The sequence below is a fragment of the Streptomyces sp. NPDC020917 genome, from assembly GCF_044333795.1.
GTDB lineage: Bacteria > Actinomycetota > Actinomycetes > Streptomycetales > Streptomycetaceae > Actinacidiphila.
The window spans coordinates 67,540-81,640 of record NZ_JBIRRR010000001.1 but is presented as its reverse complement, the minus strand read 5'-3'; the positions used below and the strand labels follow the sequence as shown (position 1 = coordinate 81,640).

Genomic DNA, 14,101 nt, shown 5'->3' with positions numbered 1-14,101 from the left:
GGATGCCCATGCCACTCGATCACATACCCGGGAAGAGACGTGCGGCCCGCATCGCGCTCGCCGCGGGCCTGGTAGCCGCGCTGTCGGCCGCCGGGCCCTCGCTCGCGGTGGCCGCTCCGGCGCCGCAGGCCGCCGCTTCCGGGACCGCGGCCGGCACGCCGGCCGGCGGCACACCCGCCCAGGACGCGCCCGGCAAGGACGCGGCCGACAAGCTCGGTTCGGCCGACGCCCAGCTGCTGGAGAAGGCCAAGGCCGACGGCGACAAGAACGTCACGTTCATGGTCGCCACCACGCCCGGCCAGACCGCGCAGGTCACCTCGAAGCTGCACGCGCAGGGCGCCAGCGTCGGGATGACGTACGACGACCTCGGCTACGTCCGGGCCACCGTGCCGACCGGCAAGGCCGACGCGACGCTCGACGCGGCGCAGAAGCTGCCGCAGGTGCTGGCGATCGACCTCAAGCAGGAGATCAAGCTCGACGACCCGACGCCCGCGGCGGACACCACCGCGGCGGCGGCCGGCCACGGCTCCGGGCAGGGCAGGACCTACCCCGGTCCGGACGCGCACACCCCGGCGAAGAACCCGTACCAGCCGGCCTTCGAGACCGGCGCCGTGGACTTCGTCAAGGACCACCCGGGCGCCGACGGCCGCGGCGTGACCATCGGCATCCTGGACTCCGGCGTCGACGTCGGCCACCCGGCGCTGCAGAAGACCACCACCGGCGAGCGCAAGATCGTCGACTGGGTCACCGCGACCGACCCGATCCTGGACGGCGACGCCACCTGGCGGGCCATGGTCACCGCGGTGTCCGGGCCGTCGTTCACCGCCGCCGGCCGCACCTGGACCGCGCCGGCCGGCGACTACCGGTTCAGCACGTTCGCCGAGGCCGCCACCAAGGGCGGCGACATGCAGGGCGACCTGAACCGCGACGGCGACACCACCGATGTGTGGGGCGTGCTGTACGACCCGGCCGCCGGCACCGTCCGCGTCGACCTGGACAACGACGGCGACTTCACCGACGAGACCGCGATGAAGCCGTACAAGGACGGCTTCCAGATCGGTCACTTCGGCACCGACGACCCGGCCACCGCGATCTCGGAGTCGATCCCGTTCACGATCGAGATCCGCAAGGACGTCCCGATGGACCCGTACGGCGGGACCTGGGTCGGCAAGACCGCGGACTTCGTCAACATCGGCGTGGTGGAGTCCGAGCACGGCACGCACGTGGCCGGCATCACCAGCGCCAACGGGCTGTTCGGCGGGAAGATGAACGGCGCCGCGCCCGGCGCGAAGATCGTCTCCTCGCGGGCCTGCACGTGGTCCGGCGGCTGCACCAACATCGCGCTGACCGAGGGCATGACCGACCTGGTGGTCAACCACCACGTGGACGTCGTCAACATGTCCATCGGCGGCCTGGGCGCCCTCAACGACGGTGCCAGCGCCCGCGACCAGCTCTACAAGCGGCTGATCGACACCTACGGCGTCCAGCTGGTGATCTCCGCGGGCAACGACGGCCCCGGCGTCAACACCATCGGCGACCCGGGCCTGGCCGACCACGTGCTCAGCATCGGCGCGTCCATCTCCAAGGAGACCTGGGCGGCGAACTACGGCTCGCAGATGACCGTGCCGTACTCGCTGCTGCCGTTCTCCTCCCGCGGCCCGCGCGAGGACGGCGGGCTCGCCCCGGTGCTCACCGCGCCCGGCGCCTCCATCAACGCCATCCCCACCTGGGAGGCCGGCGGGCCGGTGAAGGAGGCCGGCTACGGCCTGCCGCCCGGCTACGCGATGCTGCAGGGAACGTCGATGGCCTCCCCGCAGGCCACCGGTGCCGCCGCGCTGCTGCTGTCGGCCGCCAAGGGCCGCCATCTGACCGTCACCCCGGCCCAGTTGCGCACCGCGCTGATCAGCACCGCGCGCGCCATCCCCGGCTTCCAGACGATCGACCAGGGCGCCGGACTGGTGGCCGTCGGCCCGGCCTGGGACCTGCTGCGGCAGGGCGGCACCACTGACGCGTACACCGTCAAGGCCCCGGTGAACACGGTGCTCTCCGGCTTCCTGCAGACCCCCGGCTACGGCACCGGCGTGTACGACCGCGAGGGCGGCCTGGCCGTCGGCGGGAAGCGCACCTACAGCGTGACCGTGACCCGTACCTCGGGCCCGGCCGCCGCGGAGTGGCAGAAGCTCGACTGGGCGCACAACGACGGGACGTTCTCGATCGAGGGCGGCCAGCGCGTGCGGCTGCCGCTCGGCGTGCCGGTCACCGTGCGGATCACCGCGAAGCCGCATGCGGCCGGCGTGCACAGCGCGCTGCTGAACGTCGACGACCCGCTGACCGGCGGTGTCGACACGCAGATCCCGGCCACGGTGATCGTGTCCACCCCGGTGTCCGCCCCCGGCTACACCCTGACCCGGTCCGGAACGATCCAGCGGGACGTCACCCGCTCGTACTTCGTGACCGTGCCGGCCGGCGCGACCTCGCTGGAGGTCGCCATGGACGGGCTCGCGGCGGGCAGCCAGACGCGGTTCATCACGCTGCACCCCTACGGCGTGCCGATGGACTCGACGCAGACCATCGACTGCTACCCGAACTACAACAACCCGGCCAACACCTGCCGGCCCGACGTGCGGTCGTACTCCGCCCCGATGCCCGGGGTCTGGGAGATCGAGGTGGAGGCGCGCCGCACCTCGCCGCAGCTCGACAACCCGTACCGCCTGTCGGTGACCGTGCTCGGGGCGGCCTTCGACCCGGCGGTGCAGACGGTCGAGGAGGCGAAGGTCGGCACCGCGACGCCGGTGGCCTGGGAGGTCTCCAACGCGTTCGCGGGGCTGCAGGGCAAGCTCAAGGGCGGCCCGCTGGGCTCCGCGGTGACCGCGAAGCCGACCATCGCCCAGGGCGAGACGCAGACCACGCAGGTCACCATCGGTGCGGGCGTCTCGAGGCTCGACGTGTCCATCGGCTCGCCGGCCGACACGGCGGCCGACCTCGACCTGTACGTGTACCGGGACGGCGTGCTCGTCGGCCGGTCCGCGGGCGGCGGCTCCGAGGAGTCGGTGCGCCTGGCGAACCCGGCAGCCGGCACGTACACCTTCGAGGTGGACGCCTACGCGGTGCCGGCGGGGTCCACGACGTACGCGTACAAGGACGTGTACTACTCGTCCGGGCTCGGTTCGGTGACGGTGGACGAGAACACCGTCCTCGACCTGCCGCACGGCGCCGAGGGCCAGGTCTCGGCCTCGGTCCTCGCCGCCTCGGCGGCGCCCGCGGGCCGGCAGCTCTTCGGTGAGGTCCAGCTCCTGGACGCGCGCGGCACGGTCGCCGGGACCGGCAGCGTGCTCATCACCAGGACTGTCTCGTAGGTTCTCCGGTCCTCCCGGCGGGGAGAAGGCGGGGCGGATGCTCAGGGGGCATCCGCCCCGCCTGCACGTTCCGGCGGGGTGCCCGGGCCGCGGCCGGGGCACCCCGCCGGGGCGCTGCCCGACCGCGGCTAGCGGGCCGGGCGGGACAGCAGGGCGCGGGCGGGCAGAGCCGTCGCGGCCAGGGACAGGGCGAGGGCGCCGCCGGCGATCGCCAGGACGGTGCCCGGCGGGACGTAGGGCGAACCGCCGGTCGTGCCGCGGGCGATGGGGATCAGGGTGATCCAGGCGATCGCGCCGCCCAGGACCAGCCCGGCCACGGCCACCAGCAGCGCCTCCCAGCGGAGCATCCCCAGCACCTGGCGCCGGGTCGTCCCGGTCAGCCGCAGCAGGGCGACCTCGCGGCGGCGGTCGAGCACCGTCATCACCAGCGTGTTCGCCGCGGCGACGGCCGCGAACCCGCCGAGCACGATCGCCATCACCCGGTTCGCCCAGGCGTTGAGCTCCAGGTCCTTGTCGGTCTGGGCCCGATAGCCGGCGCGGTCGGTGACGGTCAGTCCCGGCACGTCCAGGCGCGCCAGCGCCCGCTGCACGTCAGCGGGGCGCGCCCCGGCCCGGTCGTGGACCAGCACCTGGCTGTCGTAGGCGCTCCCCGCGTGCCCGGCAACCGCATCCCGCGGCATCATCAACTCGCCCAGCCCCAGGCCGCGTTCGTAGACGGCGACGACCCGCGGCCGCACCTGCGTCCCGTCGCCGAGCCACAGCGTGAGGTAGCCGCCGACCTTCGCATGGGCGGTGTCGGCGAGCAGCGAGTCGACCGCGACCGTGCGGCCGTCGCCGGTCAGGTCGCCGAGCGAGCCGCTGCGCACGCCCGGCTGAAGCACCGCGGTCAGCCGGTGCGGGTCGCCGCTGACGCCCAGCACGGTGGTGGAGTTGAGCGATCCGCTCGCGCGGTACAGCGCTCCGGTGCGCAGCACGCCCACCGCCGTGTCGACGCCGGGCACCCGCGCCGCCCGGTCGGCGGTGCCGGCCGGCAGCCCGGCGCCGCCGGAGCCGATCACCTGGTCGGCCACCACCCCGTCCCTGATCTGCTGGCGCGCGGTGTGGGTGAGGGTGCCCTGCATGCACATCAGGGTTCCGCAGAAGGCGGTGACCAGCACGATCGGGGTGATCGCGGAGGCCAGCCTGCGGGCGTTGGCGCGGGTGTTGGCGGCGGCGAGCGCGCCGGGCGCGCCGCCGGCCCGCAGCGGCAGCCCGAGCACGGCCGCGGCCAGCCACGCCACGACCGGCCCGAGCAGGGCCACGGCCACCATGAAGCTGAACACCACGGCGAGCGCGATCGACGCCGCGTCGTCCCCGGTCTCGTGCGCCGCCACCGAGGCGAGCACGCAGCCGCCCGCGGTCGCGGCGAGACCGAGCACCGTGCGGATCACGCCGGGCCGCCGCCGCTCGACCGCGGCCTCCCCCAGCGCCTGGCTGGGCCGGGCCCGAGACGGCCGGCGGGCGGCGAGGTGGCCGGCCGCCAGCGAGGCGAGCAGGCCGGCGCCGACCGCGACCACCATGGGGATCCAGCCGACGGACAGCTGCGCGCCGCGCGGCACCGCGCCCTTGTCGACGAGCTGGTCGAACCACCAGCGGGCCAGCGCCAGTCCGGGCAGGATGCCGGCCGCGCCGGCCAGCGGCGCCACCAGCATCGCCTCGGTCGCCACCGTGCGCCGGATCTGCCGCGGGGTCGCGCCGACCGCGCGCAGCAGCGCGATCTCCCGGCCGCGCTGGCCGACCGCGAGGGAGACGGTGCCCATGACCACGAACACCGCGGTGGCGGTGGCGATGCCGCCGAAGGAGCCGCCGATCGCGGTGAGCAACTCCCGGGCCGAGGCCAGTTGGGGCTGCTCGGCCTCGCCGCGGCCGTCGCCGGTGCGTACCTTCGCGTGCGTGCCGACGGCCTGCCGGGTCTGGTCGGCGAGCCGGTCGGTGGGCACGCCGGGCCGGGCGAACACCGCGATGGCGTCGGCCTTTCCGGGGTGGCCGGACAGCGTGCCGGCCGCGGAGTCCGCGAAGTACGCGGTGGGCGCGGCCTCCTGGGTCAGGCCGGCGACCCGGTAGGTCTGCGCGCCGCCGGGCGCGGTGAGCGCGACCGTGCCGCCGGTGCCCACGCCGGCCGCCCGCGCGGTGGCCGCGTCGAGCACGACCTCCCCGGCCAGCGGCGCGTGCCCCTGCACGGTGTTCGCACCGTCGATCGCGTGGGCCGCCCAGTTGCGGCCGGTGAGCGGCGGCAGGTGCGCCGACTGCACCGGGAACGCGACGTCGGGGACGGCCGCGGCCACACCCGGCCGGGCGGCGATCGTCCGGGCGAGCGCGGTGTCCAGCCGCGGCTGGTCGGTGAGCGCCGCGGTCTCGGTGTCGCGGTTGTCGCCGTGCCCGGTGGTGATCCTCGCCTGCGGGTCGGCGGCGGCCACCACCGGCACGTGCGCGTACCGCACGGGCGCGACGTGCGCGGTGATCCCGGTCTGCAGCATCGTGCCGCAGGCGGTGACGACGGCCGCGGCGAACAGCAGCGCGATGAAGGTGCCGGCGAAGGAGGCGGGCCGGAACCGGACCGAGGCGCGGGCGAGGCCGTTCACGCCGCGGCCCCCAGCCTGCCCGGTCCCGCGGCGGACGCGGTGAGCGCGACCATCCGGTCGGCGACGGCGGTCGGCTCCGGGTCGGCCAGCTCGCCGGCCAGCGAACCGTCGGCGAGGAACAGCACGCGGTCGGCGTAGGAGGCGGCCACCGGGTCGTGGGTGACCATCACGACGGTCGCGCCCAGCGCGTCCACGGCGTTCCGCAGCAGCGCCAGCACCTCCCGGGCAGTCCCGGTGTCCAGCGCGCCGGTCGGCTCGTCGGCGAAGATCACCTCCGGGTCGGTGATGAGGGCGCGGGCGATCGCGACGCGCTGCTGCTGGCCGCCCGAGAGCTGGCCGGGGCGGCGCCTGCCGTGCCCGTCCAGGCCCACCCGGCCCAGCAGTTCTGCGGCCCTGCGGCGGTCCGGGCGGACGCCGGCCAGCCGCTGCGGCAGCAGCACGTTCTGCTGGACCGTCAGCGAGGGCAGCAGGTTGAAGGACTGGAAGACGAAGCCGATACGGCTGCGCCTGAGCTTGGTGAGGTGGTTCTCGCTCAGCCCGGTGATGTCCCGGCCGCCGAGCACGACCTGGCCCGCGCTGGGCCGGTCCAGGCCGGCCGCGCACTGCAGGAACGTGCTCTTGCCGGACCCGGAGGGCCCCATCACCGCGGTGAAGCTGCGCCGGGGCAGCGCCAGGTCCACGCCGCGCAGGGCGTGCACGGCCGCGTCCCCCCTGCCGTAGGTGCGGCGCACGCCGCGCAGTTCCACGGCGTACGGCGATGGGCGGTCGGCGTCCGTGTGTGCGGTGGACTTCGTACTGCGGCGCGATGCCATGACCTGGGGCTCCTCTCCCGACGACACCTTCGACGCTACGGAGCGCGCCCCGGCCGGGCCATGGCGTCCGCTGGCGTCCTGGGGGTGGGGAGAACCCCCCCTTCCCCCGGCGCGGGGAACGCGGGGAAGGAGGCGAAGGAAGGGTAGAAGGCAGGCACCCCCGGGAAGGGTTCCCGGACAGACTGTGAGGACGGAGGCCCGATGGACCGGGACCGGCTTGCCGCCATGTACGGCGTGGACGTGACGTACAGCCCCGCGCCGGACACCCACGTTCCCGTTCCGGACGACACCGTCGTCGCGGTCCTCGCCGCGCTCGGCATCGACGCGAGCACCGGGCGCGCGGTCAAGGACGCGCTGGCGGCGGCCGAGCAGCGCCGGGCGCACCGCCTGCTGCCGCCGTGCACGGTGCTGCGGTCCGGCCGGCGCAGCCTGAAACAGGCCCTGCCCGACCTGCCCGCCGGCACCCGGCTGCAGACGGAGACGCTGTCCGGCGAGGCACTGGCCGATCCGCCGCGCACCCCCGGCCGCTACGTGCTGCGGGCCACCGGTCCCGACGGCCGCACCGCCCACGGCGACCTGATCGTCGCCCCGGCCCGGCTGCCGGGGCCGCCGGGCCGCACGTTCGGGTTCATGGCCCAGCTGTACTCCACGCTGTCCTCGCGCTCCTGGGGCCGCGGCGACCTGGGGGACCTCGCGGACCTGGCCGCCTGGTCCGGGCGCGCCCTGGGCGCGGGCTTCGTGCAGATCAACCCGCTGCACGCCAGCGTCCCGGGCCGGCCCACCGACCCCTCGCCGTACCGCCCGTCCTCCCGCCGCTTCCCCGACCCGGTGTACCTGCGGATCGAGGACGTGCCGGAGTTCGCCTACCTGCCGCGCGAGGCCCGCGCGCAGGTCGACGGGCTGCTGCGCAAGGCCGCCGTGCTGCGCCGGGACGTGCTGCTCAAGGGCGCGCTGATCGACCGGGACGCGGTGTGGGAGCTGAAGGCCGAGGCGCTGGAGCTGCTGCGGTCGGTGCCGCTGAGCCCCGGCCGCCGCGCCGCCTACGCCGACTACCTGGCCGAGCAGGGGCAGGCGCTGGACGACCACGCCACCTGGTCGGCGCTGGCGGAGCTGCACGGCCCGGACTGGCACTCCTGGCCCGCGGGCCTGCGCGGCCCGCGTTCCCCGCACGTGGCCAGGGCGCGCAGCACCCACATGGACCGGGTGGACTTCCACTGCTGGCTGACCTGGCTGACCGACGCCCAGCTCGCCGCGGCGCACCGGGCGGCGCGGGACGCGGGCATGCCGGTCGGCATCGTGCACGACCTGGCGGTGGGCGTGCACCCGGGCGGCTCGGACGCCTGGGCGATGCAGGACGTGCTGGCCGGCGGCATGTCGATCGGCGCTCCGCCGGACGCCTTCAACTCCCGCGGCCAGGACTGGGGCCTCCCGCCCTGGCGCCCGGACGCGCTCGCCGCCACCGGCTACGCCCCGTACCGCGACCTGGTCGCCCGGATGCTGCGGCACGCCGGCGGGCTGCGGATGGACCACGTCATGGGCCTGTTCCGGCTGTGGTGGGTTCCGGAGGGCCGGCCGCCCACCGAGGGCACCTACGTGCGGTACGACGCGGAGGCGATGCTGGGGCTGCTGGCCCTGGAGGCGTACGAGGCGGGCGCGGTGGTCATCGGCGAGGACCTGGGCACCGTGGAGCCCGGGGTGCGCGAGGAGCTCGCCGACCGCGGCATCCTCGGCACCTCCGTGCTGTGGTTCGAGCGCAACTACGCCGGCGAGGACGCCGACCGGCGTCCACTGCCGCCGTCCGCCTGGCGGGAGTGGTGCCTGGCCACCGCCACCACGCACGACCTGCCGAGCACCGCGGCCCGGCTGACCGGCGAGCATGTCGAGCTGCGGCACCGGCTCGGCCTGCTGACCCGGCCGCTGGCCGAGGAGGAGGCGGACGACGCCGCCGAGGTCGCCGAGTGGATCGGGCTGCTGGGCAGGCTGGGGCTGCTGCCGGAGGGCGCGGCGGAGGAGGCCGTGGTCAAGGCCGTCCACCGGTTCCTGGCCCGCACGCCGGCCCGGATGGTCGGCGTGTGGCTGCCGGACGGGGTCGGCGACCGGCGCCCGCAGAACCTGCCCGGGACGTCGGACGAGTACCCCAACTGGCGGCTGCCGATCGCCGACCCGGGCGGGAACCCGCTGACGCTGGAGCAACTCGCCGCGTCGTCCCGGCTGCACGGGCTGGCCGAGGAGGTGCGGCGGGCCCTGGCCGGCTCGGCCGCGGACGCCGCCCGGCACCCGTAGCCCTGCCGGAAGGCGCTGCCGGCGGGGCTGGGGACGCGTCCCGCGGGTGCGTCCCAGGGATGCGTCCCACCGGCGCGGATGCGGGCGGCTCGCACTAAGGGACCCCCGGGCGCGCGAGGCGCGGAGGAGTTCACTACATTGGCGGTGTGGACAAGAAGCTCAACAAGAAGGCCCTGCGCGCCGGCGTGATCACCGCCGCGACCGCGCTGACGCTGCTGATGTCGACCCCGGCGTTCGCGCTGGCCCACGACGACGGCGACGACCCGGGCTCCGGCCTGAACGTCGCCCAGACCCTGGGCCTCTTCGTCGCCCTCCCGCTGGTGCTCTTCGGCGTCATCGCCGGTCTGGTGATCCTGACCGACAAGTCCCGCAAGCAGCAGCAGGGCTGACCCCTCACCCGTGACCCGCGCCCCAACGGGGGCGCGGGGAGTCACCCCGTGCGCCCGCTCGCCTCGGCGGCCGCCATCAGGCGGCGCAGCAGCCCGGCGAGCAGGTCCGCCTCGTCCGGCGCCAGTCCGTCGACCGCCGCCTGCTGGAGCGCGAGACCGGAGCCGACCGCCTGGTCGATGACGTCCAGCCCCTTCTCCGTGAGCGTGACCCGCAGACCGCGCCGGTCCCCCGGATCGGGCGAGCGTTGCAGCAGCCCGGCCTTCTCCAGCTTGTCCAGCCGCCCCGTCATGCCCCCGGTGGTCAGCATCAGCGTCGCCGACAGCTGACGCGGTGACAGCGTGTAGGGCGCACCCGACCGCCGCAGCGTCGCGAGCACGTCGAACTCGCCGCGCCCGATGCCGTACCGCTGGTACTCCTTCTCCATCCGGTCGCCCATGATCCGCGACACCCGGTAGATCCTGCCGAACACCGCCATGGGCAGGGTGTCGAGATCCGGGCGCTCCCGGTTCCACTGGCCGGTGATCGCGTCGACGGCATCGCGCTGGACCGCGCTCTCCGCCTCGCCGCCGGGCTCGCTCTGCAGTGCCATGCCCCCCAGTATCGCCAGCCGGTCACTCGGCCGCAAGAAAGTTGCTTGACGGTAAGTCGCTTAGCGCTAAGCTACTTACCAACGACCTACTTTTTGGGAGCCGTGACGCCGTGACCCGCACCCTCACCCGCCCCCGCACCTCCGACCGGATGCCCGGCGAGCGGGCCATGCTCGCCGCGATGGGCGTCGACTCGCTCGGCTCCGGCATGTACATCCCGTTCAGCCTGGTCTTCTTCCACCACATCACCGGCCTGTCGTTCGCGGTGGTCGGCGCGGTCCTCACGGCCGTCGGCCTGGTCGCCATGACCGCGCTGCCGCTGGCCGGCTCCGCGGTCGACCGGTACGGGGCGCGCCGGGTGCAGCTGATCCTGTACGGGGTGCGCGGCACCGGCTTCGCCCTCTACCCCTTCGCCACCGCGCTGCCCGCGTTCGCCGCGGTCGCACTGGGCACGGCGGTCGGCGACCGGACCTTCCCCGCGGTCCAGCAGGCGTGGATCGGCGAGGTCGCGCAGGGCGCCGACCGGGACCGGCTGCAGGCCGCGGCCCGCGCCCTGCGCAACGGGGGCCTGGGCGCGGGCGCACTGCTCGCGTCGCTGGTCGTCGCGCTGTGCGGCGACCGCGGCTTCGTCCTGACCGCCTGGCTCAACGCGGTGAGCTTCACCGCTGCCGCGCTGCTGATGCGGCGGGTGCGGGCCAGGCCCGCGGCGGGTGCGGCGGAGGCGGCCGGTGCCGGGAGGACCGGGGCGGCCGGTGGTGCTGCCGCGGGCGGGGCGAAGACCGCGGCCGCGCGGCCCGGCGGCTACCGGGTCGTGCTGTCCGACACGGCGTTCCTCGGCCTGACCGGCGCCAACTTCCTCACCGCGCTGGGGTATTCGGCCCTCGCCGTGCTGTTCCCGCTGTTCATCGGCGGCACCCTCGGCGAGCCGCAGGCGCTGACCGGTGCGGCGTTCACCGTCAACACCGTGCTGTGCGCGCTCGGGGGCGTGACGGTCGCCGCGTTCGTGCGGCGCCGCGGGGCCCGGCGCACCCGGGCGGCGGCGCTGGGCGCGGTGCTGTTCGCCACCGCGTTCGCGGGGCTCGCCCTCCTGGCCGCGGTACGGCCGCACGCGGGCTGGGCGGTACCAGCGGTGCTGTTCGCGCTGGTCGCCCTGTACACGGTGGCCGAACTGGTGCACAACCCATCGTCGGGCACGCTGGCCGTCGCGGCGGCGCCCGAGGAACTGCGCGGCCGGTACATGGCGACGTACCAGCTGTCCTGGTCGCTGGCGAGCGTCCTGGCGCCCTCGCTGTTCACGCTGCTGGAGACGACCGACGCCCGGCTGCCCTGGCTCGTCCTCACCGGCACGGCGCTGACCGCGGCGGCGCTGCTGGTGTCGCTGGAACGCCGCCTGCCCGCCGACGCGGTCCATCTCGCGCAGCCCGCCCCGGTGTTCACCTCACCGCCCGCCGCGGTCCGCCCCGCCCGCGTCTGACCCGCGGCCCGGCGGACGTCCCGCCACTCCCCCGCAGCCCGGCCTCGCAGCCGGCTCCCCCGCCCTCGAACCCGACCTCCACGGAGGGACACCGTGTCCATCACCGGCACCACCACCAGGACCGGCACCGCCGCCACCGTCGCCACCACGGCGCTGGCGCCGCTGGCCTGGGGCTCCACCTACGTCGTCACCACCGAGTTCCTGCCGCCGGACCGCCCGCTGCTCGCCGGCCTGCTGCGGGCCCTGCCCGCGGGGCTGCTGCTGGTCGCCGTGACCCGCACGCTCCCGCGCGGCGCCTGGTGGGGCAAGGCGGCGGTGCTGGGCGCGCTGAACATCGGCGCGTTCTTCCCGCTGCTGTTCCTCGCCGCGTACCGGCTGCCGGGCGGGGTGGCCGCGGTCGTCGGCGCGGTCGGGCCGCTGATCGTCGCCGGGCTCTCGACCGTGCTGCTGCACCAGCGTCCCGGCGCCCGGACGGTCGGCGGCGCCGTCGTCGGCGCGCTGGGCGTGAGCCTGGTCGTGCTGCGGCCAGGGGCCGGCCTCGACCCGGTGGGCGTGCTGGCCGGGCTGGTGGGCGCGGCGGCGATGGCCGCGGGCACGGTGCTCACCAAGCGCTGGGGGCGGCCGGAGGGCGTGGGCCCGCTGGCGTTCACCGGCTGGCAGCTCACCGCGGGCGGCCTGCTGATCGCCCCGGTGGCGCTGCTCGCCGAGGGCCTGCCGCCCGCGCTGGACGGCCGCAACGTGCTGGGGTACGCCTACCTGGCGCTGGCCAACACCGCGCTGGCGTACGTCCTGTGGTTCCGCGGGATCGGGCGGCTGCCGGCCGCATCGGTGAGCCTGCTGACGTTCCTGAGCACGGTGTCGGCCGCGGTGATCGGCTGGGTCGTCCTCGGCCAGGGGCTCGGCGGCTGGCAACTGCTCGGCATGGCAATGGCGTTGGGCGGCACGCTGGTCGGGCAGCGGGCGCCGCGCACCGCCGTCACTGCTGCGCGGACCGCGCGGCCACCGGCCGCGAGCGGGACGGCAACCGGTCCAGGTTCCGGCCGAACGGCCGCCACGCCACGGCCGTGACCACCGCCATCGCCGCCGCGGAGCACCAGAACGGCGCGGTCACGCCCTGCCAGCGCGCGAGCGGCCCGCCGATCAGCGCGCCCACCACGTTCCCGCCGATCGCGAACATGAAGAACACGCTCTGCACCCGCCCCCGCAGCTCCTCCGGCACGCGGCGCTGCCGGTACGTCGTCTCGACGCTCCCCAGCACCGAACTCTGCAGACCGAACACGACGAGCACCGCGCCCGCCGCCAACGGCGTACCGGCGAGCGCGAGCCCGAGGTGGGTGAGGGTCTCGATGACCAGGCCGGCGCGCAGCAGCAGCGAGGCGGAGCAGCGGGACTGCAGGGCGGGCGCCGCCAGCGCCCCGGCGATCCCGCCGACCGCGCTCACCGCCATCAGCACGCCGTAGCCCACCGCGCCCAGCCCCAGCCGGTCACGGGCGTACAGCACCATGATCGAGAACCCGGCGAGGAGGGCGGCGTTCATCAGGCACAGCGTCAGCGACATCATCCGGATCACGGGCTCGTGCCACACCCAGCGCAGGCCGTCGGCGATGTCCCGGCGCACGGAGCGGCTGACGCCGCCGGTCTCCGCGCTCTTCCGGCCGGCGGGCGGCAGCGGGGCGGGGTGCGCCGCGGGCACGTCTGCGGGCAGGGCTGCGGGCAGGTCCGCTTGTCGGTCCGCGGGCAGGGCTGCGGACAGGTCCGCTGGCCGGTCCGCGGGCAGGGCTGCGGGCAGGTCCGCGGGCTGTTCCGCGGGGGCGGGCCGCAGGCCGCGCATCGTCGCGATCAGGGCCGCGGAGACCAGGAACGACACCGCGTTCAGGCCGAAGGGCAGCGCGGCGGCCAGGACGAACAACCAGGCGCCGAGCGGCCGTCCGGCGAACTTGTTCAGCACGAAGAACGAGCCGTGCAGCCGGGCGTTGGCCTGCGGCAGCAGCGCGGACGGCACCACCGCGGGCACCAGGCTCGACGCGGCGTTCTGGGCGAGCGTCTCCGCGGTGCCGAGCAGGAAGGCGCACCCGTAGATCACCGGGATCGTGGCGTGCCCGCTCGCCACCGCCGCCGCCAGCAGGGCGGTGACCGCACCGCGCAGCACGTCGACCGCCACGATCAGCCGCCGCTTGTCGAGCCGGTCCACGACCGCGCCGCTGAGGAGCGAGAACAGCAGCCATGGGAGCTGGCCGACGAGGGCCGCGAAGCCGACGAGCACCGGGTCGTCGGACACCGAGGCCACCAGCAGCGGCGCCGCCGTCTCCACCACGCCGTCGCCGAGCGTGGAGACGGAGTTGGCCGCCCACAGGGTGGTGAACGGCCGGCCGAGGCCGGGCCTGCGGCCCTTGCTTCCTTTGCTGCGGTTGCCGCGGTTGTTGTCGGGGCCGGGGACGGTCCCGGGCTCGCGGGGAGCTGGGAGGCGGCCGGTACGACCGGAGCGGCCAGGGCGGCCGAGGCGTAGGACGCGCCCGACGAGGGGTCCTCCGGTCCACCCGGTCCGCTCGCCCCGTCCGGTCCCGCCCGCCGGCGCCAT

Annotated in this window: 9 protein-coding genes; 5 read left to right on the top strand and 4 right to left on the bottom strand. The window is 75.6% G+C overall.

From position 1 onward, the window contains the following. The first annotated feature begins 8 nt into the window (after positions 1-8). Positions 9-3,356 (top strand): S8 family serine peptidase, encoded by a 3,348-nt coding sequence (locus ACH4TG_RS00300; protein WP_398239259.1) that lies wholly within the window; start codon positions 9-11, stop codon positions 3,354-3,356. A 128-nt stretch (positions 3,357-3,484) separates the two neighbouring features. Here ACH4TG_RS00300 and ACH4TG_RS00295 read toward each other — a convergent pair whose 3' ends face one another. Together ACH4TG_RS00295 and ACH4TG_RS00290 are read right to left on the bottom strand one after the other, a co-directional pair. Next, positions 3,485-5,977: an FtsX-like permease family protein gene (locus ACH4TG_RS00295; RefSeq protein WP_398239257.1), complete on the bottom strand. Its 2,493-nt coding sequence runs from the start codon at positions 5,975-5,977 to the stop codon at positions 3,485-3,487. Beyond that, positions 5,974-6,789, bottom strand: a complete 816-nt coding sequence (locus ACH4TG_RS00290; RefSeq protein ID WP_398239255.1) for an ABC transporter ATP-binding protein — start codon at positions 6,787-6,789, stop codon at positions 5,974-5,976. Before ACH4TG_RS00290 ends, ACH4TG_RS00295 begins: the two co-directional genes overlap by 4 nt. 201 nt (positions 6,790-6,990) lie before the next feature. Between ACH4TG_RS00290 and malQ the strand changes: the two genes are divergently transcribed. Together malQ and ACH4TG_RS00280 are read left to right on the top strand one after the other, a co-directional pair. Further along, on the top strand, positions 6,991-9,072 hold the full coding sequence (malQ, locus tag ACH4TG_RS00285; RefSeq protein WP_398239253.1) for a 4-alpha-glucanotransferase: 2,082 nt from the start codon (positions 6,991-6,993) through the stop codon (positions 9,070-9,072). A 146-nt stretch (positions 9,073-9,218) separates the two neighbouring features. Then, complete coding sequence (locus ACH4TG_RS00280) at positions 9,219-9,461, top strand: hypothetical protein (protein ID WP_398239251.1); 243 nt, start codon at positions 9,219-9,221, stop codon at positions 9,459-9,461. A 41-nt stretch (positions 9,462-9,502) separates the two neighbouring features. Here ACH4TG_RS00280 and ACH4TG_RS00275 read toward each other — a convergent pair whose 3' ends face one another. After that, positions 9,503-10,051: a MarR family winged helix-turn-helix transcriptional regulator gene (locus tag ACH4TG_RS00275; protein ID WP_398239249.1), complete on the bottom strand. Its 549-nt coding sequence runs from the start codon at positions 10,049-10,051 to the stop codon at positions 9,503-9,505. A 110-nt stretch (positions 10,052-10,161) separates the two neighbouring features. Between ACH4TG_RS00275 and ACH4TG_RS00270 the strand changes: the two genes are divergently transcribed. Next, positions 10,162-11,523: an MFS transporter gene (locus ACH4TG_RS00270; RefSeq protein WP_398239247.1), complete on the top strand. Its 1,362-nt coding sequence runs from the start codon at positions 10,162-10,164 to the stop codon at positions 11,521-11,523. Between the two features lie 93 nt (positions 11,524-11,616). Then, positions 11,617-12,591 (top strand): EamA family transporter, encoded by a 975-nt coding sequence (locus tag ACH4TG_RS00265; RefSeq protein ID WP_398239245.1) that lies wholly within the window; start codon positions 11,617-11,619, stop codon positions 12,589-12,591. On the opposite strand, the gene ACH4TG_RS00260 is transcribed toward ACH4TG_RS00265, so the two are convergent. Continuing rightward, positions 12,500-14,101, bottom strand: a complete 1,602-nt coding sequence (locus ACH4TG_RS00260; RefSeq protein WP_398239244.1) for an MFS transporter — start codon at positions 14,099-14,101, stop codon at positions 12,500-12,502. The genes ACH4TG_RS00265 and ACH4TG_RS00260 overlap by 92 nt on opposite strands.

Bases quoted from the DNA above. Each gene is read 5' to 3' on its own strand.
- ACH4TG_RS00300 (WP_398239259.1), top strand. From the start codon at position 9: ATGCCACTCGATCACATACCCGGGAAGAGACGTGCGGCCCGCATCGCG.
- ACH4TG_RS00290 (WP_398239255.1), bottom strand. From the start codon at position 6,789: ATGGCATCGCGCCGCAGTACGAAGTCCACCGCACACACGGACGCCGAC.
- malQ (WP_398239253.1), top strand. From the start codon at position 6,991: ATGGACCGGGACCGGCTTGCCGCCATGTACGGCGTGGACGTGACGTAC.
- ACH4TG_RS00275 (WP_398239249.1), bottom strand. From the start codon at position 10,051: ATGGCACTGCAGAGCGAGCCCGGCGGCGAGGCGGAGAGCGCGGTCCAG.
- ACH4TG_RS00260 (WP_398239244.1), bottom strand. From the start codon at position 14,101: ATGGCGCCGGCGGGCGGGACCGGACGGGGCGAGCGGACCGGGTGGACC.